Annotated in this window: 27 protein-coding genes and 4 pseudogenes; 17 read left to right on the forward strand and 14 right to left on the reverse strand. The window is 36.4% G+C overall.

The window, feature by feature from the left end; translation table 11 throughout:
- Positions 1–114: 114 nt before the first annotated feature.
- Positions 115–621: an RNA polymerase sigma factor gene (locus tag RVS70_RS11680; protein ID WP_228089041.1), complete on the reverse strand. Its 507-nt coding sequence runs from the start codon at positions 619–621 to the stop codon at positions 115–117.
- Positions 622–771: 150 nt separating this feature from the next.
- Between RVS70_RS11680 and RVS70_RS11685 the strand changes: the two genes are divergently transcribed.
- The 3 genes and pseudogenes from RVS70_RS11685 (at position 772) to RVS70_RS11695 (ending at position 4672) form a co-directional block, all read left to right on the forward strand.
- Positions 772–1515, forward strand: a complete 744-nt coding sequence (locus RVS70_RS11685; RefSeq protein WP_228089042.1) for a hypothetical protein — start codon at positions 772–774, stop codon at positions 1513–1515.
- A gap of 197 nt (positions 1516–1712) precedes the next feature.
- Positions 1713–3382: pseudogene (locus RVS70_RS11690) on the forward strand (IS1182 family transposase).
- Between the two features lie 87 nt (positions 3383–3469).
- Positions 3470–4672, forward strand: a pseudogene (locus RVS70_RS11695) (ISL3 family transposase).
- 90 nt (positions 4673–4762) lie between these two features.
- Here the strand turns inward: RVS70_RS11695 and RVS70_RS11700 are convergent.
- The gene (locus tag RVS70_RS11700; RefSeq protein ID WP_321133390.1) at positions 4763–5503 is read right to left on the reverse strand and encodes a hypothetical protein; all 741 of its coding nucleotides are present in this window, start codon (positions 5501–5503) and stop codon (positions 4763–4765) included.
- 182 nt (positions 5504–5685) lie between these two features.
- On the opposite strand from RVS70_RS11700, the gene RVS70_RS11705 reads away from it, so the two are divergent.
- From RVS70_RS11705 to RVS70_RS11715, 3 genes and pseudogenes are all read left to right on the forward strand, one after another.
- Positions 5686–5820, forward strand: a complete 135-nt coding sequence (locus RVS70_RS11705; RefSeq protein ID WP_255637860.1) for a hypothetical protein — start codon at positions 5686–5688, stop codon at positions 5818–5820.
- Positions 5821–6212: 392 nt separating this feature from the next.
- Positions 6213–6683 carry an IS200/IS605 family transposase gene (gene tnpA, locus RVS70_RS11710; protein ID WP_321133392.1) on the forward strand — a complete coding sequence of 157 codons (471 nt, stop codon included), beginning with the start codon at positions 6213–6215 and terminating at the stop codon, positions 6681–6683.
- A 133-nt stretch (positions 6684–6816) separates the two neighbouring features.
- Positions 6817–8081: pseudogene (locus RVS70_RS11715) on the forward strand (IS1182 family transposase); the annotation flags it as partial.
- 93 nt (positions 8082–8174) lie between these two features.
- On the opposite strand, the gene RVS70_RS11720 reads toward RVS70_RS11715, so the two are convergent.
- Positions 8175–8327 carry a hypothetical protein gene (locus RVS70_RS11720; RefSeq protein WP_228089254.1) on the reverse strand — a complete coding sequence of 51 codons (153 nt, stop codon included), beginning with the start codon at positions 8325–8327 and terminating at the stop codon, positions 8175–8177.
- An 860-nt stretch (positions 8328–9187) separates the two neighbouring features.
- Here RVS70_RS11720 and RVS70_RS23390 point away from each other — a divergent pair.
- The 4 genes from RVS70_RS23390 (at position 9188) to RVS70_RS11735 (ending at position 10479) form a co-directional block, all read left to right on the forward strand.
- A complete protein-coding gene (locus tag RVS70_RS23390) occupies positions 9188–9373 on the forward strand; it encodes a transposase family protein (RefSeq protein ID WP_414617177.1) in 186 nt (61 codons plus the stop codon).
- Between the two features lie 150 nt (positions 9374–9523).
- Positions 9524–9670, forward strand: coding sequence for a hypothetical protein (locus RVS70_RS11725; RefSeq protein ID WP_228089177.1), 147 nt, complete (start codon positions 9524–9526; stop codon positions 9668–9670).
- Positions 9671–9678: 8 nt separating this feature from the next.
- On the forward strand, positions 9679–9828 hold the full coding sequence (locus RVS70_RS11730; protein WP_228089176.1) for a transposase: 150 nt from the start codon (positions 9679–9681) through the stop codon (positions 9826–9828).
- Between the two features lie 276 nt (positions 9829–10104).
- On the forward strand, positions 10105–10479 hold the full coding sequence (locus tag RVS70_RS11735; protein WP_228089175.1) for a DUF3139 domain-containing protein: 375 nt from the start codon (positions 10105–10107) through the stop codon (positions 10477–10479).
- 147 nt (positions 10480–10626) lie between these two features.
- Here the strand turns inward: RVS70_RS11735 and RVS70_RS11740 are convergent, their stop codons facing one another.
- Positions 10627–11196 carry a histidine phosphatase family protein gene (locus RVS70_RS11740; protein WP_026683043.1) on the reverse strand — a complete coding sequence of 190 codons (570 nt, stop codon included), beginning with the start codon at positions 11194–11196 and terminating at the stop codon, positions 10627–10629.
- Positions 11197–11349: 153 nt separating this feature from the next.
- Between RVS70_RS11740 and RVS70_RS11745 the strand changes: the two genes are divergently transcribed.
- On the forward strand, positions 11350–11694 hold the full coding sequence (locus RVS70_RS11745; RefSeq protein WP_205389343.1) for a DUF3889 domain-containing protein: 345 nt from the start codon (positions 11350–11352) through the stop codon (positions 11692–11694).
- A 38-nt stretch (positions 11695–11732) separates the two neighbouring features.
- Here the strand turns inward: RVS70_RS11745 and RVS70_RS11750 are convergent.
- Positions 11733–12275, reverse strand: a pseudogene (locus RVS70_RS11750) (GNAT family N-acetyltransferase).
- 614 nt (positions 12276–12889) lie between these two features.
- On the opposite strand from RVS70_RS11750, the gene RVS70_RS11755 reads away from it, so the two are divergent.
- Positions 12890–14485 carry a M4 family metallopeptidase gene (locus tag RVS70_RS11755; protein WP_321133400.1) on the forward strand — a complete coding sequence of 532 codons (1596 nt, stop codon included), beginning with the start codon at positions 12890–12892 and terminating at the stop codon, positions 14483–14485.
- 131 nt (positions 14486–14616) lie between these two features.
- Here RVS70_RS11755 and RVS70_RS11760 read toward each other — a convergent pair whose 3' ends face one another.
- The 4 genes from RVS70_RS11760 to RVS70_RS11780 form a co-directional block, all read right to left on the reverse strand.
- Entirely contained in the window at positions 14617–15156 is a 540-nt protein-coding gene (locus tag RVS70_RS11760) for a hypothetical protein (protein ID WP_281949815.1), read from the reverse strand.
- Between the two features lie 79 nt (positions 15157–15235).
- Positions 15236–16036: a GNAT family N-acetyltransferase gene (locus RVS70_RS11765; RefSeq protein WP_321133403.1), complete on the reverse strand. Its 801-nt coding sequence runs from the start codon at positions 16034–16036 to the stop codon at positions 15236–15238.
- 584 nt (positions 16037–16620) lie between these two features.
- The gene (locus RVS70_RS11775; protein WP_281949817.1) at positions 16621–17082 is read right to left on the reverse strand and encodes a DinB family protein; all 462 of its coding nucleotides are present in this window, start codon (positions 17080–17082) and stop codon (positions 16621–16623) included.
- Positions 17083–17086: 4 nt separating this feature from the next.
- Complete coding sequence (locus tag RVS70_RS11780) at positions 17087–17467, reverse strand: nucleoside 2-deoxyribosyltransferase (RefSeq protein ID WP_281949818.1); 381 nt, start codon at positions 17465–17467, stop codon at positions 17087–17089.
- Positions 17468–17692: 225 nt separating this feature from the next.
- On the opposite strand from RVS70_RS11780, the gene RVS70_RS11785 reads away from it, so the two are divergent.
- Positions 17693–18181, forward strand: coding sequence for a GyrI-like domain-containing protein (locus tag RVS70_RS11785; RefSeq protein WP_121604179.1), 489 nt, complete (start codon positions 17693–17695; stop codon positions 18179–18181).
- A 150-nt stretch (positions 18182–18331) separates the two neighbouring features.
- Here RVS70_RS11785 and RVS70_RS11790 read toward each other — a convergent pair whose 3' ends face one another.
- Positions 18332–18703, reverse strand: a complete 372-nt coding sequence (locus tag RVS70_RS11790; protein ID WP_121604178.1) for a VOC family protein — start codon at positions 18701–18703, stop codon at positions 18332–18334.
- A 760-nt stretch (positions 18704–19463) separates the two neighbouring features.
- Between RVS70_RS11790 and RVS70_RS11795 the strand changes: the two genes are divergently transcribed.
- Positions 19464–19670 carry a DUF2642 domain-containing protein gene (locus RVS70_RS11795; protein ID WP_034679890.1) on the forward strand — a complete coding sequence of 69 codons (207 nt, stop codon included), beginning with the start codon at positions 19464–19466 and terminating at the stop codon, positions 19668–19670.
- Positions 19671–19812: 142 nt separating this feature from the next.
- Here RVS70_RS11795 and RVS70_RS11800 read toward each other — a convergent pair whose 3' ends face one another.
- The 4 genes from RVS70_RS11800 to RVS70_RS11815 form a co-directional block, all read right to left on the reverse strand.
- Positions 19813–20214 carry a hypothetical protein gene (locus RVS70_RS11800; RefSeq protein ID WP_321133409.1) on the reverse strand — a complete coding sequence of 134 codons (402 nt, stop codon included), beginning with the start codon at positions 20212–20214 and terminating at the stop codon, positions 19813–19815.
- A gap of 416 nt (positions 20215–20630) precedes the next feature.
- Positions 20631–21107 (reverse strand): hypothetical protein, encoded by a 477-nt coding sequence (locus RVS70_RS11805; protein WP_371413987.1) that lies wholly within the window; start codon positions 21105–21107, stop codon positions 20631–20633.
- 158 nt (positions 21108–21265) lie between these two features.
- Entirely contained in the window at positions 21266–21418 is a 153-nt protein-coding gene (locus RVS70_RS11810) for a YjcZ family sporulation protein (RefSeq protein WP_080668705.1), read from the reverse strand.
- A 276-nt stretch (positions 21419–21694) separates the two neighbouring features.
- A complete protein-coding gene (locus RVS70_RS11815; RefSeq protein WP_166530617.1) occupies positions 21695–21793 on the reverse strand; it encodes a YjcZ family sporulation protein in 99 nt (32 codons plus the stop codon).
- A 551-nt stretch (positions 21794–22344) separates the two neighbouring features.
- Between RVS70_RS11815 and RVS70_RS11820 the strand changes: the two genes are divergently transcribed.
- The 3 genes from RVS70_RS11820 (at position 22345) to RVS70_RS11830 (ending at position 25990) form a co-directional block, all read left to right on the forward strand.
- A complete protein-coding gene (locus tag RVS70_RS11820; RefSeq protein WP_121604176.1) occupies positions 22345–22773 on the forward strand; it encodes a CHRD domain-containing protein in 429 nt (142 codons plus the stop codon).
- A 667-nt stretch (positions 22774–23440) separates the two neighbouring features.
- Complete coding sequence (gene dacB / locus RVS70_RS11825) at positions 23441–24979, forward strand: D-alanyl-D-alanine carboxypeptidase/D-alanyl-D-alanine-endopeptidase (RefSeq protein ID WP_321133412.1); 1539 nt, start codon at positions 23441–23443, stop codon at positions 24977–24979.
- A gap of 249 nt (positions 24980–25228) precedes the next feature.
- The gene (locus RVS70_RS11830) at positions 25229–25990 is read left to right on the forward strand and encodes an AAA family ATPase (protein ID WP_026681913.1); all 762 of its coding nucleotides are present in this window, start codon (positions 25229–25231) and stop codon (positions 25988–25990) included.
- The last annotated feature ends 512 nt before the right edge of the window (positions 25991–26502 follow it).

A 26502-nucleotide genomic window follows, 5' to 3' on the forward strand; every position in this document is an offset into this window, starting at 1 on the left:
GCATAAATAGCTTCTAAATTCCTTTTCAAACTCCTAGTATTTTACATGAATTTACTGGATTAGTTTAGTGTTGCTTTTTTTAGATAAATTGTACCTTGATAATCAAATAATTAATTATTTTTCTTTTGACATATCACCGCAGGTCTTATACTTCAATCTAATGGTTTTTCTCCCACGATGAACAAGGGTCTTAAAGGTTGCAGTTTTGATTCCCATAATCTGCGCCCCTTCCTCATAGGTTAAATCTCTAAAATCTTTTAAAATGATTGCTTTTCTCTGATTTAGGGGAAGGTTATTTATAATTTCCGTAATATCGTCAACAATATCATTAGTTACAATAATATCTTCTAACACCAAGGACACGGAGTTATCCTCTTTGAAAACTTCGGGTGTTACTATTATTCGTTTATTCTTTCTGAAATCATCAATAAACTTATTTTTAGCAATGGTAAATAGCCAAGCCTTTGTATTACCTTCTTTGTAAGCATCCATATTAATGAAGGCTTTGTAAAACGTATCTTGAAGAAGGTCCTCTGCCATGTGTTCATCCCTTGTCATTGTTAAAAGGAACCTATAAACATCGTTTGCATACAGCTTGAATAATTCTTCAATTGAATTCATATTCCCTCCTCTTTCCTTATAAACGAATAATAAGAAAAAACCGTTTCAAAATCTTTTATAAAAATAATTTTAATTTTGATATTTTATAAGATAAACCTCTTTAAATAATAACAGGATTGATCCTGAAATATTATTAAGGAGGATGTATATATGAATTTTTTAAATGGTAAGTACCTAAGTGGTATGGAATTAAGTCAAGTCAAGGAAAAAACGTTAAATAAAGAGAAGGTAAAATCCCTTTTTGATGAGTTTTCTAAGGACTTAAACGTGACATATGATGATCTCAAAATTCAATCTTACTCTTATGATTTTGTTGGCACTGGAAATGAAATCTTCATTGCTAATACTACAAAATTATTTATTGAAAATAAATTTAATATTGTAGTTACAGAAGGCATCTATGAAGGGGAGAAAGTTGAAGTTGTATTGGGTGACAAAGTAGCAAAAGAAAATGGAGAAGTATTATTTAAAGAATATGGATTTGTTGATAACGATGTTGTAATCACTGAGGAAACACCGTATACCAATCAGCTAGAAAAAGAAGTCCAGGATGCTATTGCGGAAGATAAGTTATTGCCAGATCAAACATCATATGTACCTGGAACAGCAGCAGAAAAAATTCAACCTAAAGGTTTATTCGATTTTTGTTTGCCGGGAGGATACAAATGGTGCGGTAAAGGTTGTGGCTATCAAACCGGTGGTGGTAAACCAATTAATGGGGTAGACAGATGCTGCCGAACTCATGATAATTGTTATGGGGCTTTTAAAACAAACCGTTGTTCAAAATGTGACAGACCTCTGATTGACTGTGTTCTGAGACAAAAGGGTAACAATGTAGCGAAGAGTGCTATTTATTCTTACTTTTATGGCAAATGTAACCTCATTATTACATGATTTTTGCTTAGGTTTCATAAAAATAACTAACTATATGTATAAAGGGTCTGGGACAAAACCCAGTAATTTAAAAAAGTGGTACGCCAATTTAGGGCGTATCACTTTTTTTACTTTTTTCAATATTTATATACGCAAAAAGGATACCTTCTGATAAAGTTAAAGTAACTACACAAAAACTTAGAAAAGAGGTATCCTTTATGTTTAAACATTATACCATGAATCAAGTCGTTTTGCCTTTAGATTTTGAAATGAAATTACAAGAAAATGATATCGCCTATGCGGTTAACCATATTGTAGAACATATCCCAGAGGAATCATTTGTGGGATTTTTGCGTGAAACAGGTTGTCCTGCATACCATCCACGCATGATGATGAAGATTATCTTATGTGCCTATACACAGTCTGTTTTTTCTGGCAGAAAAATAGAGGGATTAATCAAAGACAGTGTACGTATGATGTGGTTAGCACAAGGCTATGAACCAAGTTATCGTACCATTAATCGTTTTCGTGTTCATTCCGAAGTAAAAGAATTATTACGTCAGTGTTTTGTCTTATTTCGTTGTCAACTTGTTGAAGAGAAGGCGATTGAAGAAGAGGCTATTTTTATTGATGGTACGAAAATAGAGGCAAATGCCAATAAGTTTACCTTTGTATGGAAAAAATCCATTGAAAAATACAGCACCGATTCAATAGAGAAGTCGAATCAAATGTATGAAGAATTACTGGAAAAAGAAATTATCCCTGAAATAGAAAGGGAAAGTTCCGATGAACTTTCAAAGGAAGAACTCAGTGAAGTGGTTAAAAAGCTAGATGAAAAAGTAGAAAAATATGATAAAGCAATCGAAGAAAGCAAAGAAGCAAAAGAACGCAAACAACTTCGTTCCGAACGAAAAGAACCCAAGCAATACCGTAAACAATTCCAAGATTTTGAAGCTCGTAAACACAAATATCAAAAAGATATGGCAATCTTAGGCGATCGCAATAGTTATTCTAAGACAGATCATGATGCCACTTTTATGCGAATGAAAGATGACTATATGAAAAATGGTCAACTTAAAGCAGGTTATAATGTACAAATTGCGACCGAAGGTCAATACACATTAGCCTACGATGTATTTCCAAATCCTACGGATACTCGCACGTTTATTCCTTTTCTCGATAGTATTGAAGATAGGTACTTTCAATTGCCCGAGCATATTGTCGCCGACGCAGGTTACGGTAGTGAACAAAATTACAGTAATGTACTTCATAGAAAAAGAACGCCACTGATTACTTATAATTACTATCGGATGGAAAAGAAAAAGAAATATAAAACAAATCCTTTCCATGTAACCAACTGGGACTACGATTCAGACGGAGACTTTTTTACTTGTCCAAATGGAAAGAAAGTATCCTTTCATTACCTATCAAACAGAAAGGATAAGGCCGGGTTCAAACGAACCTTTCATGTTTATGAATGTGAACATTGTTCTAGATGCCCATTACGCGACCAATGTACCAAAGCAAAAGGGAATCGAAAGATTTATTACAATGCTCAATGAAACAGCAAAAAGCATATATAAGAGAGCAGCTTTCAAAAGAAGAAACAGGAAAAATCTATGGTAAACGAAAAAGAGATGTAGAACCTGTTTTCGGATTTTTGAAGGCCAATTTGCGTTTCACTCGAATGTCGGTGAGAGGCAATTCGAAAGTGGAAAATGAATTAGGATTTGCCTTTATGGCGGTGAACTTAAGAAAGTACACCGCCATAACACAAAATTCATGTATTTATGATAATGAAAAAGATTCCAGCTATCTATTTTTGATAACTGGAATCTCTTTTTTAGGCTCTAAAATATATGTTGGGGTACTGAGAAAAATCAGCTAAATAAAAACACGCAAACTCCAAATTTTGTTAGACTTGTTTTACCCACAAAACAAAAACAAAAGGAGTTGCGTGTAAGTGAATTTTAACATGTCTTTACCAGGTTTAGAAGCCTTTCGTATTAAAAAAACAGTTGAAAATGGTGGAGTTTTTCAGCTCCATGTGGAACTAGATGTTAAACCCCATCGTTGTCCAGTATGTAATGTGCTTACAAAAAAGGTGCATGATTACCGTACGCAAAAGATCCAGCATTCAAAACTGTTTGTAAGAGAAACACTTATTTTTTACCGTTAGCGTCACTATAAATGTGAACAACCGAATTGTGAAAAACGGTTTTATGAGAATAACTCATTAGTAGAACGCTATCAACGGCAGTCTAAAGAACTAAAGCAAGCTATTGCATTGGAGCTAATTCATGGAAAAAACTTTAAATCTGTTGCCTCTCGATTTAACATTTCCTCAACTACTGTAATGCGTAGGTTTGATGAAGTGGGATCTAGTTTTTTGAAGGAAACAGAAGAGTTGCCTTCTGTAATCGCCATTGATGAATATAAGGGAGATTCAGACGGAGAAAAATACCAAACCATTATTGCCGATCCGGTGGATCGGAAACCCCTGGAGATATTGCCGGATAGGAAAAAGGAAACGGTAGAGACTTACTTGAAAGAACATGGGCAAAGAGTAGAAATGGTGGTTATGGATATGAGCCCTTCATTTAAAGCAGCCGTGGACCAAGCATTAGGGAGACCAATTGTAGTAGCTGACCGTTTTCATTTTTGCCGGCATATTTATTGGGCTCTTGAACGTGTAAGGAGAAAAGAATAAAAGCAATTTAGCGACTACGACCGTAAAAAGTGTAAGCGAATGAAGCACGTATTTAATAAGAAGCACGAAACCTTAACTGAGAAGCAACGCTGGTATCTGGAACGTTACTTAAAAATGTCGGATACATTGCAAATAGCATACCAATTAAAAGAAGCATATCGGCTTTGGTTTGAAGAAGCAAAGGCCCTAGGGCCTTCTAACTTAACGGCAGTCAAAGGTGAGTTTTACAACTTAGTAAAAGCATCTGGAATTGAAGAATTTAAGAAGGCTATGGAAACCTTCCAAAACTGGCAAAAAGAGATTATGAATAGCTTTGCATTTAACTTACATAATGGCTATGTGGAGGGGATTAACAACCAAACGAAAGTAATAAAAAGAAACGCTTTTGGTTATCGGCGTTTTAATCGGTTTCGAATGAGAGTATTATTACATCATCAATATAAAAATATAAATGGACGAGTCGCATAAAGAAGGAGTGAGCGTTAGCTCACCCCAACATTTGACTTAGAACCCTTTTTTACTTCTCCAGGCTAGTTATGTCCCAGCCCCATCTATCTTTTATAAATTATTATTTAATTTTATAGTGTAAGACGCACCTGATCTATAAACTGTCACTGTTGACGTAGTACCTATAGCATAACTGCCCGTCAATGCAGTTTTCCCCCAAGACGAAGGCATAGTATATGAATAACTATTTAGAGATGGGTACTTAGTACCAGCTTGTGTACCATTCGGCCAACCTGAAGATCCGTATCTAACAGTTTTGTTCCCTAAAGTTGTTAAGGGATTCATAACTTCCCATCCTCCAGTGACTCTTGTTAGTTTAGCGTAACTAACACCACGACTGCTTGAACTAATGTAATAAATTCTACTATATGCTCTTGCAAAGAGATCTCCTGTGGAATTTCCTTTATCACCAAATATGCCGATTTCTGATTCTCCACTTTCATCTTCTACTCCTATATCGTTAAAAACGGTTACAGCTATTAACTGTTCTTTATCACCCTGAGTGTTTACAGTTTCAGATAAGATTTGTGCAGTGCTATATTTTTCAACATCTAAAGGGTTGGCAGACAATGAATTTGTTGAATTTGCGCTAATAGTTGAGACTTCTGAAGATATATCAAACTTGCTAGTATCAATATCACTTATACCTTTTACAGCGTCACGATAAGACTCTTCAATGCTTTTTTCTTCATATTCCTTGCCGGTGGCTTTTTCAGCACTAGACGAGTGACTAAAACCAAAAACAAAAAACAAACTGGTTATAATAACCAAACTTAACAAACTTTTCTTCATATTCTATTAACCTCCTAATTTTTAATTAACTTAATAGTAACAAAAAAGTAATAATAATGTAATAAATTTAGATAAATTAAAATAAAATTTATAATTATAATTGACAAATATATTTAACATTTTGGAAGAAATATATTAAGATTGAATGATTAGAAAAGATTAATTAGAAGGAGTGTTTTTTTATGGGAAGAAATAGAAACGATAAAGATAACAATCAAGATGTATTTGACAGAGCATTGTTTGGTAGTCCTGGTTTTATGATTATAGTTGCTTTGTTAGTAATAATAGGTAGTATAGTATTCAATTATTTTAAATAATTGAATACTATACTTAAAAATCTAGGATGTTAGAAAATGTTAGAAATGGAGCTTAAAATAGTGTGTTAACGGACATAATCGTAAGGATGCTTAAATCAAACATTACTTGTTAAAATCTTAACGATTTCTCCCTAACCATAATATCTGTTAATTTGTTACTTTTTTGCTCATATTAATTCCTTAATGTACGATAATGGGGCTGGGAAAAAACCCAGTAACTAAGTGGTACGCCAATTTAGGGCGTATCACTTTTTTTAATGTTTTTGAAAACCCCTGGCTGTGCCAGGGGTTCCGGAAAGCTTTAAGCGTGGGGTCAAAAAAAGCCTCTCTTCATGGTAAGATAAAGTTGGTTTCCCGACCACTAAATCTCACCTAAGAAGGAGGCGTGTCCAATGAAGGACAAGAATAGTTTAGCACACACAATGTGGAATTGTAAGTATCATATAGTTTTCGCTCCAAAATACAGAAGGCAAATTATTTATGGAAAGTATAAAAAGAGTATAGGTCAAATTATTCGAGATTTATGTGAAAGGAAAGGTGTAACCATTCATGAAGCTAACGACTGTCCAGATCACATACACATGTTGGTAAGTATTCCACCAAAGATAAGTGTGTCTCAATTTATGGGATATTTAAAAGGTAAAAGTAGTTTGATGATTTTTGATGGTCATGCCAATTTAAAATACAAATATGGCAATAGAAAGTTTTGGTGCCGAGGTTTCTATGCTGATACAGTGGGTAGAAATAGAAGGCAAATACAAGAATACATTAGAAATCAGCTTAGAGAAGACTTCATGGGTGATCAATTAACATTATTCGAAGAGTACGACCCGTTTACAGGCCAAAAAAATAAGAAGAAATAGAAGATTCTTTAGAATCAGTGAGTGAATGTGGTGCAAATGGGAGACCCGTTCGGTGGGCCTTTAAGGCCGAGGCCGGTAACAAAGGCTTTCAGCCGCAGAGCAAACCACCAGTTCACACTGGTGGTTTTGATTTGATGGTACGAAAATAGAGGCAAATACCAATAAGTTTACCTTTGTATGGAAAAAATCCATTGAAAAATACAGCACCGATTTAATAGAGAAGTCGAATCAAATGTATGAGGAATTACTGGAAAAAGAAATTATCCCTGAAATAGAAAGGGAAAGTTCCGATGAACTTTCAAAGGAAGAACTCAGTGAAGTGGTTAATAAGCTAGATGAAAAAGTAGAAAAATATGATAAAGCAATCGAAGAAAGCAAAGAAGCAAAAGAACGCAAACAACTTCGTTCCGAACGAAAAGAACCCAAGCAATACCGTAAACAATTCCAAGATTTTGAAGCTCGTAAACACAAATATCAAAAAGATATGGCAATCTTAGGCGATCGCAATAGTTATTCTAAGACAGATCATGATGCCACTTTTATGCGAATGAAAGATGACTATATGAAAAATGGTCAACTTAAAGCAGGTTATAATGTACAAATTGCGACCGAAGGTCAATACACATTAGCCTACGATGTATTTCCAAATCCTACGGATACTCGCACGTTTATTCCTTTTCTCGATAGTATTGAAGATAGGTACTTTCAATTGCCCGAGCATATTGTCGCCGACGCAGGTTACGGTAGTGAACAAAATTACAGTAATGTACTTCATAGAAAAAGAACGCCACTGATTACTTATAATTCCTATCGGATGGAAAAGAAAAAGAAATATAAAACAAATCCTTTCCATGTATCCAACTGGGACTACGATTCAGACGGAGACTTTTTTACTTGTCCAAATGGAAAGAAAGTATCCTTTCATTACCTATCAAACAGAAAGGATAAGGCCAGGTTCAAACGAACCTTTCATGTTTATGAATGTGAACATTGTTCTAGATGCCCATTACGCGACCAATGTACCAAAGCAAAAGGGAATCGAAAGATTTATTACAATGCGCAATGGGAACAGCAAAAAGCATATATAAGAGAGCAGCTTTCAAAAGAAGAAACAGGAAAAATCTATGGTAAACGAAAAATAGATGTAGAACCTGTCTTCGGATTTTTGAAGGCCAATTTGCGTTTCACTCGAATGTCGGTGAGAGGCAATTCGAAAGTGGAAAATGAATTAGGATTTGCCTTTATGGCGGTGAACTTAAGAAAGTACACCGCCATAACACAAAATTCATGTATTTATGAGAATGAAAAAGATTCCAGCTATCTATTTTTGATAACTGGAATCTCTTTTTTTACTTCTCCAGGCTAGTTATGTCCCAGCCCCTTTGTTTAAATCCCTAGCTAAAATGCTCTTATATGTCAGGAGAAGAGCATTGCCTTTCTGTCTTAACGCCGCAAAAAACACTTCTCAGATTAAGAAGTGTTTTTAATAATTTAGCAACATCGACCATTAAAGATAAGTTTATTATTAATGATTTTATGTTCACCCGGGCAACCTTTCTCAAAACAGCAGTTTTCATGTTTATAACACACTAATTCCACTCGAGGATCAATGTGTTGCAAAGTTTCTTTTTTTTCTGTTTTCATTGTATTTTCCTCCTTTATATAATGACTTATATATATAAAAGAGTATCTTTCATGAAAAAATAAAAATTTATTAGTTATTATTTGTGAACAGGGCAGTTTATGAAGTTTCGGTTCTTTCACATTTTCCAGATTTACTAGAAAAGTCTGACGACAAATATCGCCAAGCGCTTAGGAATCAGTAATCACGCTGTTAAACGGCGAGTCGAAAAAGTCGCCAAACAACTCCACCCTAGCGAGTACAACTCTATTTATGGTTATTTTACCATATGACCGTTAGTGTAAAAACAGATTAGTTTGCCTTGCCTAAAAGAATGGGTACTGATTCTTTTTAATTATACAATTCTTAGTTTTTAAATATTTAAAACAATGGTGATTTATAGTGTTGTTACAAGCAGATTAAAATGTTGTTTTTGGGGTCCTACCACATGCCCATCAAGTTAATTCAAATGACTACCCCCAAAACGGAAAACGCGCTATCCTTTCAGTAATATATGGAAAAGGATGGTGTTTTTTTATGAGTCGTGAAATTTCAGATGAACTGACTCTCTTTTCACAGGAACTACAACGATCCTTGTCTCCAAAAGTTCTCCAACAGCTGGTCAAAGAAGTCGGTTTTGTTCAAAGGAGCTGACCGGCTGGGTGGTTATTTTTTTGGCTCTAAAATATATGTTGGGATACTGAGAAAATTCAGCTGAATAAAAACACGCAAACTCCGAATTTTGTTAGACTTGTTTTACCCACAAAACAAACACAAAAGGAGTTGCGTGTAAGTGAACTTTAACATGTCTTCACCCGGTTGAAAAGCCTTTCGTATTAAAAAAACAGTTGAAAATGGTGGAGTTTTTCAGCTCCATGCGGAACTGGATGCTAAGCCCCATCGTTGTCCGGTATGTAATGTGCTTACAAAAAAGGTGCATGATTACCGTACTCAAAAGATCCGGCATTCAAAACTGTTTGTAAGAGAAACACTTATTTTTTACCGTAAGCGTCGCTATAAATGTGAACAATCGGATTATGAAAAACGTTACTATGAGAATAACTCATAAGTAGACCACTATCAGCGGTAGTCTAAAGAACTAAAACAAGCTATTGCATTGGAGCTAATTCATGTGGAAAAAACTTTAAAGCTATTGCCTATCCATTTAACATTTCCGCAATTACTGTAATGCGTAGGTTAATGAAGTGGGATCTAGTTTTTGAAGGAAACAAAAGAGTTACCTTCTGTAATCGCTATTGATGAATATAAGGGAGATTCAGACGGAGAAAAATACCAAACCATTATTGCCGATCCGGTGGATCGGAAACCCCTGGAGATATTGCCGGATAGGAAAAAGAAACAGTAGAGACTTACTTGAAAGAGCATGGGCAAAGAGTAGAAGTGGTGGTTATGGATACGAGCCCTTCATTTAAAGCAGCCGTGGACCAAGCATTAGGAAAACCAATTGTAGTAGCTGACCGTTTTCATTTTTGCCGGCATATTTATTGGGCACTTGAACGTTAAGGAGAAAAGAACAAAAGCAATTTAGCGACTAGAACCGTAAAAAGTGTAAGTGAATGAAGCACATATTTAATAAGAAGCACAAAACCTTAATTAATTCATCAAAATTCTCTTTAGACAAATCAGTACCTTCATCATTCACATCTTTTGCAAAAGATGTGTTAGAATAAACAAAAAAAGATGCAAACAAAACAAAACCAAGCAATACCCCCAATTTTTTTAACAAAATAAACACCTCCATTTTTTGTAAATCATATTAAATATAAGGATAGGTATATTATGTCAATAGAGAAAAGTAAGAAAACTAAAAAAAACAAAATAACTAAATATATTATTATAGTTGTTATGGTTTTGTTACTACTTATAGTAGGAGTGATTTTCATGAACCTCTTTATTAAGAAAAAAGAAGTATCTGAAACAATAGATTCATATATTAATGAAAATAATTATGAAAGTCACATTCAAGAAAAAGAAATTTTATACGACTGGAAACAAGGAACATATTATGGAAAAGTCACATTTGAAGATGAGCCTGAAAATTATTATGAAATCTATGTCAATGGAAATTCAGACAATGTATATGTATTTGGATATAACAACAATACAAACGTTGAAATAACAAACAAAAATGAAGGAAGATACATTGATAATTGATTAACATACACAAATATAGGGGGTGCCGCCATGGCGGGCACCCCCTACGATAAGTCATCATTGGCTCGCAAGCTTCAACTTGAAGCCTTTATCTCTATTGACTCACTCCAGTCGCTACGTTTCTAATCGAGCGCTTGCGCTTTTTTCTTAGGAGAGATGTTCTGTTTGATTATAGTCACGAACCTTCCAATCATCTTGCTGAACATGAATATTACTAATACATCCATTCATAAGCTTTGTTTTACCAGAACCAATTTCCCCGTCAGATAGCTCGGAGAGTATCGCATTAATTACAGCGCCATGTGCAACTAATAAAATCCGTTTGTTAGGGTATTGCTCCTTCACTTTTGCAATACCACCCATTACTCGTGCTTGAAAATCCTCCCGCTCTTCCTGATTAGGGAAGTTGCGATCAGGATAAGCTTCATTCCTTTCTGCGATGGTCATTCCTTCTGCTTTTCCAAAAGATCGTTCCTTGAACGCTTCCATTATTTTAAATGGTAATTGTAGTTGCTTATTTATAATTTCTGCAGTTTCCTTCGCCCTTCGTAATGGACTACATATCAGTTCATCATAATCTTCGCTATTTAAATATGTAGCACATTTCATAGCTTGCTTTCTACCAGTATCATTTAATGGAATATCCGTTTTGCCTTGGAGCTTTCCCGCGGCATTCCAATCGGTTTCCCCGTGTCTAATTAAACAAATAGTTGTCATGTTCATTGCTCCCTCCCCTTCATCACCTATTCATTTATTATACTAAATAAAATTCGTTGAAGTTCACAGTAAACGTGTTCGAAGTTCACAAATCAAGATACGTATAAATTCACAAATTCTTCACATTCTAAATGTATAAAGGAGGATGGACCGATGCATACATTTTTTATGGCAGTTAGCTTGAGTGGGTTGATGCTTATTACAGGGGCGACTTCTCTAATTCCTACAGAACAAGCTGCTGCAGCTGTTGTTGAAGAAGTTCCTGCCTATGCAAAGTGGGGTAAAATGGCTGTCAAAGCAACGATGGCTAAATATCCAGATGCCGAGATTGTTGATTATTTATACAGTGGCAATGAAGAACAGGATGACTCAAAAATAGAAAAATTTAAGCTGTGGCTACGAGAAGGAGATAAGGAATTTGGTGTGCGAATTCATATAAAGCATCATGTATCGTCAGAAAAAGTAGAAGGAATTTCCTTTGAGGAAACGTCGAATTGACAAAAGCGCATGACGATAATCGATCTGCGCTTTTGTTCCTACATATCTTCTGGATTGATGATAGCTAATACTTGATGGTCTTCCCACTTTCCGTTTATTTTCACATTCTTTTTGGCAATACCTTCTTTATGAAATCCTGCCTTCTCTAATACACGAATCGATCCGATATTATGTGGCATAACTCCTGCTTCAATCCGATGGAGCTTCAGCTCGTTAAATCAGAAATCTACTACAAGCTTAGCCGCCTCGGTCATGTATCCTTTGCCATTATGAGATTTATCAAGAACGTAGCCGATAAGTGCACACTGTACTGGTCCCCGCTTTACTTGAAACAAATTAATCGTACCAATTAGCTTGTCCTCTTCGTTTAGAAACATCCCAAAATGGTACTCCTCTTCTTTCGCTTGTCTACTTATCGCTTGCCGAATTCTTTTAAGCTGAGCCTCTTCTGTATAAAAATCCTCTTCTCTTTCTATGGAATAGGCTGCAAAAAAGGAGCGGTTCCGTTTTTCGAGATTCAGGCATTCGGTCACATCGTCTTCGGTAAACGGCCTTAGATAGAAATGTTTTCCTTTTAACATCGCTTTCACTTCCTTCCATCTATCTATTTCGAGTTATTTTGCAGAATTTCCTTCTATTTTATTGCTGAAAAAATAAAAACTATTTCTGTTTTGCTTTCCAAATAAACTGAGGAAAAAGGTGCAAACAAATGAAGGGTCAAGACGAATGATGGAGTATAATCGCTAATTTTTCTCGGATTTATAGTGAATAAGTTATAACATTTTAGCTATTATTTATAATAACCGTAGCTTTATTAGGAGGTTTGAATCGTTTTTAACAGAGGTTTCTTTTCGTTGACCGATAAGGGTAGTTATTTAGCCTCGAAAAAAGTAACGAAATCAGCTTCTTTTCTAATGGATTTCATTCCTAACTCCTATGTATAAGTAAACAGAAATCAGTACATATTAATCATTTTTTATTATTCATAAACATAGCTACGGGTTTCGACAAATTTATCGAGTCTATTAATCTATAATAGTTTCTACACTTAAGATTCTAGCAATTCATTTTTAAAATTTACTAGAGTTAAGAGGGTGTAGACTTCATAATTAATAGCAGAAAGGGAGTGAAGGATGAACCGCTCCGCTTGCTCCGGGCAGCGGCTAATTTATGAAAGATGGAAAGGATGGTAGGTATGAAATTAAAGAAAAAATGGATGGCTTTGACACTGGCGGTTCCATTGTCATTTGGAATGATTACCCATAGCACTATGATTCATGCGCAAGAAACAAAAATAAACATAGATAACTCCTACGATACCCCCTCGTATATTATTGAAAAATGGCAGGCACCAAGTGGTCTATCTAAAAAAGAGGTTGTCCTTTCATATTTGGAATCCAATCAAGAACACTTTCGATTAACAGATCGTTCGCATATTAATTTTAACATAACAAATGAACAAATAGATCGGGAAACAGGCACCACCCACTTTAAGCTAGAGCAGTTGTATAAAGGCATACCTATATTTGGCGCGGATCAGACAATTACATTAGATGAAAATAAAGACGTTACTGCGTATTTCGGTAAGGTTATTCCTGAAATAGAAACGAAAAATGTGACAGAAAAAACGACGGTATCAGCAGCGAAAGCAAAAGAAATTGCTAAAGCACATATTGAAAAGAAAATTGGGGAAGTAAAGGATTATGATGGTGAAGTAGATGCAAAACGATATTTATATGAATATAAGGAAAAATTTTATGACACGTATCTTGTTACGGCTTCTACTACACAGCCTTCCGTAGGGTTTTGGCATTATTTTGTTGACGCGTCAAATGGTAGCATTATCGATTCATATAATGCTGCTCATCATGTTACTGCTTTTGGAAGAGGCGTGTTTGGTGATAAACAGATGTTTGAGGCTCAGGCATTTAATGGGATGTACAGGCTATTTGATGTTACTCGTGGTGATGGGGTAGTAACGTATGATCATACAACAGGTACAAATGTAGACATAACAAGTCTAAATAAGATGTTCCGGGATGGATCAGCCGTCGATGCTCATGCAAATGCACAAAAAACATATGATTATTATTTGGATACCTTTAATCGTAATTCTGTAGATGACAATGGTCAAATTTTAATATCAGCGGTTCATGTCGGACATAACTGGAATAATGCATCGTGGAATGGGAGGCAGATGTCCTATGGGGATGGAGATGGCATTCGTTTTCATCCGTTAGCAGGAGGACTTGATGTTGCTGCTCATGAAATGAGCCATGGTGTTGTTCAGCATACAGCCGGATTAATTTATCGTAATCAGTCTGGCGCCTTGAATGAATCGTTTGCAGATATATTTGGGGCAATGGTTGATCGGGATGATTGGCTAATCGGTGATGCAATTATGGCAGATGGAACGATGGCCTTGCGATCAATGGAAGATCCGACGGCATTGATTGAAAGACGCACACAGGAGCCCTATCCAGATCATTGGGATAGAAGATATACAGGACCATTAGATAATGGTGGCGTTCATATAAACAGCAGTATTAATAATAAAGCAGCTTATTTAGTTTCAGAGGGAGGAGAGCATTACGATGTTGAAGTGAATGGAGTTGGCCGTGATGTAACAGAACAAATTTATTATCGCGCCCTATCCCTTTATTTAACAAGTAATTCCGATTTTAGCATGATGCGTCAAGCTGCTATACAAGCGGCGACGGATCTATATGGAGACGAATCAGAGGCGGTGGCAGCTGTCGAACAAGCCTATAATGCTGTTGGAGTCTATTAGTTGAAAAAAATCAATACCTAGCTATCTGTTGTTGGAAGGTAGCTAGGTTATGTAATAGATCGATTCTTTCCGTGGGGATAGTAAGCTGTCTTAAATATGTATTTAAATAAATATGTTACAGTTCATCGTAATTAATCAGTTGATACTACTTCTACGACAATGTTCCCAGTAAGCTCATCATCTATAAAAATGAGTACATTCCAAACTCCGGGAGATGGGAATAATAAATTTGATGGCATATTAACTTCGTTTTTATTAATTTGTGCTCCGCTGTAGAATTCTCCAGAAAACACCTTAATTAAATCTTTTGCTCCTTTTTTTAATGCCATTATTTCTACTGGTTGATTTTTAATATTTTCTTGCCCCCAATAAAACCAAAAATATTTTTGTGATTTACTAGATACGATTGGGAAAGGACCAGTTATACCAAATGCATCCTTTTTTCCGATAACTTCATAAGTTAAATCTTCACCATCCTTACTTTTCGTATGATACTCAAAGATTGGAGTAAGCTCCCAATCATTATATGCTTCATTTAATGCAGTTGTTGAATTTTCATCATTCCCTTTTATAGCTTTTACGCTGTCTTCTTTCACTTTACTGTCCGTTTCACACGCGGCAAACACTATTAAGAAAAGCATTAGATAAACCAATACAACCGTTTTATGCAACGATATCACACCTCTCAACAATCTTATTAACTGAAAGTATGCTGGATTCTGTTAAATGATCCCTATTTCTATAAGGAGATTATTTCTTCCGCCAAATTGACTTGGTGTATGCGATGGTCATTCCTACTTTTTGCATGTTCTGCTGGCTCACACTACCAAATGTGGCTTGACCAACGATGATTTTACAGTTTGCCTCTCTTGCAAGCTGGATACGTCGTTGAAGTAAGGCTTGATGCACACCTTTATTTTGGTCGGTAGGAAGCGTTGCTGCGGCAGCTAAGTTCGCAATCGTATTCTTTGTAAATAGTACACCAACTCCTGCCGGTGTATTGCTGCTATTAGCAAGTAGAAACGTCCAGCCAGGCACCTTGTGCAAAACAGCGTTATTTTCTGCAATAAAGGGGTTTAAAAAATCAGGCATTGCGAATCCTTTTGTATAAATATGTGCAAATGTATTAAAATTGTCTATATGTATTGGTTTGATAGTAATATCAGGAAACTGTCTGCGTTTAAGCTTCGCCGTTTCTCCATAAAGAACGGTATGAAATCCTTTTTGGTAAAAGCCTCTGGAAGCAAGTGCATCAAATACAACATTTGACACATGGGCTGGAGTTAGTTCGAATTGTAACGGAATGTTCTTTTGCTGGTAAAAGTCAATTATCTTCTCTAAATGGTCGCTATCATTATCAGTCAGTCCTTTCACTGTATTAAAGGAAGGGCCAGGAATTTTGGTAGCAGTAAATGCAGTAGCATTTCCAAATGTTTTTACGTCAGCATCCATTGGATTTCCTTGGATGTGGGAAATAGCAGTTAATCTAGATTGGAGTGTATCAATCTCAGCTTGTTCGATCCGCAAAGCCATTTCGTTTGTTAGTATCACGTACACACAATCCCTTCTATAGCTCGTATATGACTATTCTCTTATAAATAATGAAAGCTTAAGGGAAAGTTGTGTAGCAATCCCCTTACAGCTGCTTCAAATCTTATACGTGAGATAATCGATTACAAAAGTAGTTACGTTTCGAATGTCTTTTCTGTTTTGGTTATCACCTTTTGCTTTAAGCGATCTGCTTGCTTAATATAAGCTTTCACATAACCTGGGATCGTGGACTCGTGGATGATCTTCTCGGTTGTCATCCAATAAACAGCAGCTATCTCGTTAGGATCTTTCGCAATTGCTTCACCAGATTGATGTTCACATAGATATACTATATTTACAACATGGATACCTGTATCGGTTACAAAGGAGGCGCTTGTTATTTATATAGGGTGCTTAACAGAAATTCCTACCTCCTCGGTAATTTCTCTACGTAATGTCGTTTCAAGTATGGTATCCGTATTGCCTTCTTGCTCTACTTTTCCGCCAATTAGTGATAATGTATTAGCGGCATGATCTTCTTTTTCACTTTAACTATTTGTTGTCTTTATAAATGGCGCCTTCTACAATTACGATAAACAATAGTATTACTGCTTATCTGTGTTATAAAGTCCTCTTCGTATTAAATTGGCAGTGATGGGTTCCCTATTTAGCTCGCGCGACCAGATAGATAATTGTCCCACGTGGTGGATTTCGTGAGCAATGACATGACGCATGATTTCCCCGTGGGTAAACATTCCAAAACAAGGCTTATAATCTTTACCAGCATGATACGATTCGATATAAGGTAAAATTTGTCTCCTACAAGTTTGGGAAAATGTTACTATATCCTCTAAGGTGGTAAATTCTTCTTTGTCATAATGGTATTCTTCTTTACCAGCTAATCCGTTTATCCACGCTTGCTCCACATCTATGATGTGAAAGAGCGTACCCAAAATACTTCTTACACCACCAATTCGTTGCTTTACCAGTTCATCGTGAGAAATTTGCGTACACCAATCAAACCATTCATCGCGAACCTGCCAATTATAGCGGAAGAATGTTAGCAAACGATCAGCTCCTTTTTATTAGCTCGTTCCGAAAATCTTTCAGTAGTCCCTGTCTTCTATGGATAAAAGGTAAATAGTAGAAGGTACTTGCTTTTTCTGGGAGTATGGTTGTTTCTGAAAAGATATAGATTGTTTTTTCCAAAGCCGCCGCAATGCCTAATTCTATATGACTCCCTTTTCCTGCAGGTACTAGCATAATAAATACATCACAGTCTACAACTGCTTGCTTCTCTTTGCTGCCAATGAATTGTAGCTCCTTTTCTGTGGTTGCTCGGGTATTCTGTGTCCAGTCGTATGTTTGTAGATGCCCGTTATGGACGAGCCCTTCTGCTAAGTAACGTACGTGCTCTTTGTTTTTAAAACTAGAAGCTATGTAGAATTTCATAGATGCGATTTTCCTTTCCAGCTTAAGCATTTGTTCGTGAAATAAAGTAAGACTGCTAGCCCCATCAAGGGTTGATCGAAGGAAGTGTATTTAAACATCACTAAGCTGTAAGCATGCTTGTTAGAATGTAGCCCCCCTTCTCCCGAAAATAGTTGGAAATATAGACTAGACCTGTCACACTATTAGTATATAATTAGTTAGAAAATTAGGAAAGGGTTGATAATTTTGAGGGATAAGCAGGCTAATGAGGCGAAGCTATTGACAAAAGCTGGGTTTACAGCAATTGGTCTAAAATGGGAAGGTACATTTGTTGGAGCGGCCGCTGGAGAAATTCGAAATCTGCAAAGAGAATTGCGAAGGCGAGTACATGAAATAGTCGATGCATTGGAGCCAGATCGTTTCTTTGGATTATCTTATCATGCAAATCCAGCTTCGAATGGTTTCATCCATTATGCTGTCGTGGAAGTGACTGACGTGGAAAAGATTCCATCGGGTATGGAGATTGTAACCCTACCTGAGCTAACATATGCAACGTGTGATCATGAAAAAGGACAGGCAATAGATCGCTCCTACCAAAATATCTATGAATGGATTCAAAGCCAAGGGTATGAGGAGAACCCTGTCGGTCATTTAACCCATGTTGAGCTATACAAGATGGATAAAATCGAAGAGGAGCCAGAATTTACGATATTAATACCCGTAAAGAAAAGCTAGATTTACAGAAGGGCTCAATTAAGACAAACAAATATCATTTCCAAAGAATAAACGATAAAACTCTGAACTATTATTCGAACATAACTTCGTATATCGAATGGAGTTCAGAGTTTCCTTATCTATATTTCGTTTGGTTTGTCCCTTTTCATACTAGCTATCTATAATGACACTAAACGTGTTGCCATCTAGATCATAAAAGTCAAAGCCAGTAATTGCTCCATGATCCTCTACCTCGGAAACATGCACACCTTTTTGCTTTAATTCAGTATGTAATGCATGCACATCAGCAGTTGTAAAATTGAAGTAGGAATTCTGAAAATCCGTAATGTCAGGGAAAGTGGTTGGTGGCATTTTTTTCACCTTTATAAGTGTTACATATTGCTTTTCCTCTGTAAAATAAAAATCTGCTCCATTACCATCTGGCCAAGCGCCAATAGGATTTAACCCAAGCTTCTCCTGATACCATTGAGCAGATTTTTCCATATTGGTTACAGGGATAAATACAGCGCCAATTTTTATCATCTCTATTCCTCCTTTTTTGATTTCACTTTAAGTAACGCAAGCTGGGAGCTAATTCTTACACATTAGGTATTTTTTTGAATGAGGACTACAAAACTCAATGTATTCCCAGCCAAGTCTGTATCGAGTTGTGCGTGTTCAATCATTTTTTGTATAATTTTTGAATCTAATGGTAGGATTGTTTATGTGAACTCCTTATAGTTAGGGATTTGGACAGGACTACCATACCCTAATTATAAGGTTTTTTCATGAATTTTTATAGTTGGAATTACCAATATTCGCAATCTTGAGGAAATGTATGTTGCTTGGCTTTAGTTTCAAAATGTAATGATCGCTAGTGAGGAAATTATAAAATTAGAGGCTGAGACAAAAGAATGAAGAAACAATTCGTTTTCTAATTAGAATCATTCATTTAGCACCTGAAATAAGCGAGACTCCGGAGGGAACAGCACGAGTCCAAAGATCCACTTGGTAACGTGTTTTTCTTTACTAAGTTAGCTGATGCCGTGCCCGCGAAAAGCGCGTATAGTTTCACGGTGCGGCGATGATACTCCTATTGATAACATGATTATTCGTATTTTGAGTAAAGAAGTTGTGTTTTGTCCCAGCTTCTCGTTGGTAAAGTGTCCTTCATATGGCGAAACTTAAACAGCCCGTTTGATGAGCGGATACTTATTTGTACTTAACCCCTCCTTCACTTATCCATACAGTTAGAATCTTTTAGAATATGATAATACTGTATTGGTAAGAAAGGAGGAATTCGATGAAAGCTGATTACTTTTATCAAAAAGCCTGTAAATACTATGGAAAGCCAGTTAAGGTCGTAGATCACTATGGGAAATGTTATCGTGGTGTTCTAAAGGATGTTACTCCTAAAGGAATTTATCTTGATTCAGGTGTATCAGGGTTCTTTTTTCCCTTCTTTGCTATTGTTTCCCTTGTATTGTTGACATCATTATTCTTTATTTAAAATAAAAGAACCCTTCTAAAAAGTCGAGTATGAATAATGATTACTAGTACACATCGAAGGATTTTAATCATCAAAAGATGCCTCTTATCAACTTATGAAAGAGGCATCTTTTTCGAAAGGATTAACAATTCGGAGGGAAATATTAATAATAGTATGGGAAAAATAAACGACGTAGTCGGAAAAATGGAAATCGGAACCGTCTAAAACGACGAAACCTTCTAGGAAAACCGAATCCACCATATCCGCCATATCCGCCATATCCACCATACCCAAAGCCGTATTGGCGTTCCGTTCCTTCTTCTCTGTCCATATCACCATATGGCATGAGCAATGTTACATTGTCGTCATCTACATCTTCAATAATGCCATCATACATTTGCCCATCTATTGCTTGAATTTGCACAAAATATAAATGAAATTTATTACATAATTCATACATTTGTTTTTTGTGTGTATTATGATCCATGTATGGAGAATCATAGCCTGGTTCATATGGTGATTCATAGTGTTGATATGGGTGATCCATTTCATGTTGATAGTGCATTGTATCATTCCTTCCTATATTACCTCACTCCTAAAATATTCATCCCATAGGCAAATGTTACAAAATATAACTAATAAATTTAAAATATCATCTTATTGTTGGCAATTTAATAGTGGTACATGCCCAATTCTCCACATTAAATGATGCAGCTAAAATAAAGGGAATTTCAAAATTATAAAATGCAAATTAATCAACGTAATACTCCAAAACGGATTAAAATCACCTTTCATTCTTTTATCTCCGTTGACTCACTCCAGTCGCTACGTTTCCATTCGGGAGCTTCCGCTTTTGTTCCTTCTATATTTAGAGTATAGAAGGAAAAGTATAGGCTCCTTTTGTTTTAAATAAATACTACCCCTTGTATCTCCGCAATTATTTTTATATATAAACAAAAAGGTTAGTCACTAAGACCAACCTCATGAACTATACTGTTCGCTTTCTGATGGAACAGAAATTCCCATTGATTGTAAAGCTTCTTTTGTTTCATTTAAATACGCTTCTGCCTGCTCTTGCCATATGATAATTGTTTCCATAAAGGATTTATATTCAGTTGGCGCATTTTCAGCCATCGTATCTAAGCCCTCACGTACTTTTTTATCTTGCGTCTCCGCATTAATTATACAAGCTATTAATGTGTCAATAATAGATTGCCGTTGCTCACCATTCGTAAGTCTTTGAGATGATCCCACTGCGGTTATACGATGATAGGATGCAGGGACTAGGTGACTATGCATTTCGTTGTTCCCTTTTAAATCCTTTGTTTCCGGTATATGGAATAACTCGCTACTCATAGCACATACCATTTCTTCAGCATACAAACTATGGTACAACAAAGATAAAACAGCTTCCCAATTGCTTACTCTGTAATTATAAAATGGATACAAAAAAACCATCTCCCTTATTTGATAAAAGAATTATCTTTTAGGGTATGATCACATATCCAAGTAGGTGTAATTGATTGGAAAGTTTTCATAAAAAAGATGCTGACAAAAATAAAATGTAAGTCAGCATCATCATTTCTTCAATTGTCGATTTATTACGTTAAAACTTTCTAATAACTGTGTCCAAATGCTGCAGCTCCTACAATGATTAATAGAATGAATAATACAACAATAAGTGCAAATCCACCACCGTATCCGTAGCCACCACCATAGCCGCAGCCGTAACCGCCACCATAGCCTTGACCGCCATATCCGAATGACATTCATATCCCTCCTTTTATCCTGCATATAACTGACAGTAAGACCCCCACCTCAAGCAATAGAATGAAATCAAAATTGGTAAGTGGTGGATCGACTGCCAGTAAATGTCCGATTGGTTCAAAAGTCTTTAGGTCATACTTGTGGTACTAACCATCCGTGGGGGATAAACAAAATTAAATTTATATCAACACTCTCTACATAGTAGGAGTGACAAACATGGCTATCATTATTCGTTAAATTGGGTTACTTTATTTCGTCTTAATTCTTATTTACGTTTATTAGCCGTAACTACCATAGCCGAATGATCCAGCACCAACAATAATTAGAACGACAAACAACACAACAACTAGCGCAAATCCACCACCATACTGTGACATTTTTAGATTGGACCCTAATAAATAGACTTCTCTTATAACCTATGAATGAAGGCTTTATTATGATTGGTTATACGCTGATAATGATAAGATTTTTCCGTCTAGAACTGCATAACCTCACTACGTGAGGCATTTTAAACGTATATCAAGAGGAGGGATATTCATGATTGAAAAATGATGTTATGGCTTATGGACCCTACAATGGGCGCATTGATGGAAAATATGTTAATAAGTAAACATGATGAAAACCCATATTCAGTGACACCTATTGTAGGGAAGCTAAACCTACGGGCTTTTAAACAAAATAAAATTATGTAAGCAACTAATTTTAACATTTCCTTTGACAACATGATGTATTAGGAAAATGCGGATTTTACAGAATTTCTAATTCCCAAGTATTAAAATTGAGAAGCTAGCCTTTTGGTTCCTTCATTGACAGTTAATGTCCGCGTGACCTGGCTCGTTACTATACATCCAACAATTAGGTTTTAAAACTATACAGACCATATATCCATACATAAACTATAGCAATTATATGGAAGGAAGGTGAAAACATGCTAAAAACGTTTAAAGCTAGATTGAAGGGAGATAACGAAGTCCCCCCGGTAAAGACTAACGCTTTTGGTAGTGCAAAATTTGTAGTAAATAAAAGAAGAACTAAAGTAAAGTTTTCGCTAGATGTTCGGAACATTCGAAATTTCATTCAGGCTCATATTCACTTTGGTGAACGTGGAGAAAATGGACCAGTAGTAGTTTTCCTATTTGGGGCTAACCTAGAAACGCTTGAGGAACAAAATGGCATTACGACGCAAAGAGGGGTTGTTACTGGCATTATTACTGATGATGACATTGTACCAAATGAGGTAGGAATAAGGACTGTAGAGGATTTAATAAATTCTATGGAACGAGAACTAACGTATGTAAATGCTCATACTGAACAAAATCCTGCAGGGGAGATTAGAGGTCAAATTGTACCACTTTAGTTTCCGCGATTAATCGCTAATGATATTCGCACTAGGATAGTTATAACCGATTATGTAAGAAATTTAATTGTTTATGTATTGTAACGATGCTAACCTATAAAATAAAATAAATTCCAATTAAAGTATTGTGGTCCGTCGTTCCATAAGCTTATGTATATGATAGGGTAATAGGTTATAAAACGACAATCTTCTGTATATAAAAATCTAGTAGAAACCAATGGGCTTTTCCTTTGTTTGTCATGTTATAACCTTTTATCTTATGAAACCTGTCTCAGATGATATGGTAATGAAACATAAATTACATGACATTCCTTTTCTTTCTAAGACACGTTTTTTAAGCCGAATTATCGGGAAGAAAGGTCCACATTTTAAGCTTCTCGATGGAATCATGAAAGATAAATGAGCGGTCAATTGCTCGTAAAGCCCGATTAGTGTGATACAGTGAAACTTACCTTTGCATTCTTTCAAAGGTATCATTGTTGAATCGATCGGGTTCGTATCGTTGATGGAAAAAGCGTATGCGGAGCTCTTAGCGACTGTAGAAGGGATAAATAAGGTCCTATTTATCTAGGTCTATGGAAGCTTTTTTTATAAAATTTCTAATAAATGCACTATTTTACTGTATAATTAAAATATTCAAATAAAATGAGGGGATGTGGACAAGCTCATGGATTGGAAGAATCACATGAAGAAAGGATTTTTGCTCCTCTTGTTCTTATTTATTACGATAATCCCATTTTTGAAACAGGAGGAGCCCTTATTTGTAAAAGCATCCGAAGATATAACAGCGGCAGAAATGGATGAAGATGCTCCGTTGGATGAAAAGCTTTCCGCTATACTAGCGAATGAGCATCTGGAAGGGACGGTTACGGGTGTTAGCATTAAGCGTGCAGATACTGGTGAACTACTTTATCAACAGAACGGTGACATTCGACTACATCCGGCTTCTAACATGAAATTACTAACGGCAGCAGCAGCTTTAGAAACACTTGGGAAGGACTACCAATTTGCGACAGAGATATTAACGGATGGTAAGCGAAGAGGGAAGGTACTACATGGAAATCTATACTTAAAAGGAAAGGGTGATCCCACCCTCCTCCAAACGGATTTTGTTCAATTTGCTAAGGATTTAAAGAAGCAAGGAATTCGGAAAATTAAGGGAGATCTTGTAGGTGATGATACATGGTATGATGACGTTCGTCTTTCGCAGGATCTGAATTGGTCTGATGAGCCATTTTATACAGGTGCACAGGTCTCGGCATTAACCCTGTCACCAAATGAAGACTACGATGCTGGTACGGTAATTGTAGAAGCAACTGCGAAAGATACTGCCAAAGGAAAAGCGGAAATACGTGTTACGCCAGAGACAGATTATATAACGATTAAAAATAACACGAAAATGGTGGATGCCGGAGAGCCGAGGGATATTTCGATTGAGCGAGAGCATGGATCGAATACGGTAGTTGTTGAGGGGACGATGCCAGTAGAAGGTGCAGCGTCTAGGTCGTGGGTATCGGTATGGGAGCCAACTGGATATGCGCTCGATGTATTTAAAAAATCATTAAAAGCACAGGGGATCTCTTTTATTGGCAACTCCAAGGATACGTTTGCAGCAACACCGGCAGATGCCCAGCTCCTAACATCTAAACAGTCAATGCCATTAAAGGATTTACTCATTCCGTTTATGAAACTAAGCAATAACGGGCATGGTGAAGTGCTGACAAAGGAAATGGGAAAAGTAATAAACGATGAAGGCAGCTGGGATGAGGGGCTGCAGGTGATCGGAGACGTTATTACCGATTTTGGTGTAGATGAAGACACGATACTACTTCGGGATGGTTCTGGAATGTCGCATAAGAATATGATTCCAGCAAATGATCTTGCTGAATTGCTTTACAACGTACAGGATGAGGACTGGTTCGCTGCTTATAAGGAGTCATTACCGGTTGCAGGTGAAGCAGAAAGGTTAGTTGGAGGTACACTTCGGTATCGAATGACATCAGAGCCGGCAAAAGGAAATGTGACAGCAAAAACAGGATCGTTAACGGGGGTATCCACCCTTTCTGGCTATGTTACAACGAAGGATGGGGAGCCACTTATTTTCTCCATCATGGTAAATAATTACGTGGGTTCTAGTGCAACGATTAGAGAAGTGGAAGATCAACTGGCTACCACGTTAGCAGCACATGAATTTACGGAAGAATAATGAATGCCATGGAGGATGGCTGAGGCATTATGTAAATACAGTAACTAACCTATTTGGAAACCTCTTCGGGAGAAGAATTTGTGTGTGAAAGAGGTTTACTTAGAAGAATGTTGAATTGTATATTCAGTTATGTCGGAGGAGAGCTGCTTTTTGGGCAGCTCTTTTTACGTTGAAGATGGCTATCGCTAAATGTAGCTTGGGATGCTAAAATGAAAAGAAAAAGGGCTCGTTATGCAGAGGTGATTCCCTATGCCTAGATTAACATCTGAAAATACTTTTTTAAAAAGCTTACAGTTAAAACAGGAGCAAGTGCCTTCCTTTGATACATTTCCATTCGATCTACCCGTTATTCGTCATTTGGGAGTGTTAGATTTTCATCCAAATGTTACGTATATCATCGGTGAAAATGGCATGGGTAAATCAACACTGTTAGAGGCAATTGCTGTAGAATTAGGCTTTAATCCAGAGGGAGGTACGCGGAATTTTAACTTTTCCAGCTATGATTCGCATTCACCTTTAGATAACTATATTCGGATTAGTAAAGGTGTCCAGCGCCCGATCGATCATTTTTTCTTTCGTGCAGAGTCGTTTTACAATGTAGCAACGAATATTGAAGTGATGGATAGTCAGCCAATGGCTGGGCCACGTATTATTGACTCCTTTGGAGGTAAATCTTTACATGAGCAATCTCATGGAGAGGCCTTTTTCGCAACTTTTATTCATCGTTTTCAAGGGAATGGTCTTTATATATTAGATGAACCAGAAGCGGCTTTATCACCGTTACGACAAATGTCCATGCTTACGCGCATTCATGAATTAGTAGAAAATGGCTCACAATTTATTATATCCACCCACTCACCAATTCTTATGGCGTATCCACAGTCTCTATTATTTGAATTATCGGATTCGGGTATACGGGAAACGACGTTAGAAGAGACAAGTCATTATGCTATGATGCGGCAGTTTTTTGAGAATAAGGATCGAATGCTCCATCATTTGTTTTACGAGTAGAGCTGTTTGATTTGTCTGGTAAACGTCATATATCCATTGGAAGGAAAGAGGAGACTATCGATAACGGTATAAGCCCTTTAGTTTTCTTGGAAAAATAGAAGGTCATTCAAAAACAAGTGCGTATTCTCAGGCAAATATGGCTATCTCATTTGTTTTTAAAGGGGCTTGGATGTATAAGGATGGAAAATGTCGTGTGTAAGTGTAACCAACAAGGGAAAGGTAAGTGGATATGTCAAGAGTTAAAAAAACAATTTATACGTTAGTTGTGATTCTGGTGATATTAGCGATTTTTTCATTTGTATCTACAAATGTTTTATTTAAATAAAGCAATTCATTTGTTTTATTTAATAACCAAAAAGGGAGAGCGTATTGCTCCCTTTTGTTCAAAGTTAAGAAAGTATAAAATCAGTGCAATGACTGCGTTAAGCCAAGTAGTTATTTTGAAATGTTAGATGTATATTGGCAATGCTCCGACTAATTACTTCGCTTTCCGCGGGCACGGCCTCAACTAA

Source organism: Virgibacillus sp. M23 (assembly GCF_034190895.1).
GTDB lineage: Bacteria > Bacillota > Bacilli > Bacillales > Amphibacillaceae > Virgibacillus > Virgibacillus salarius.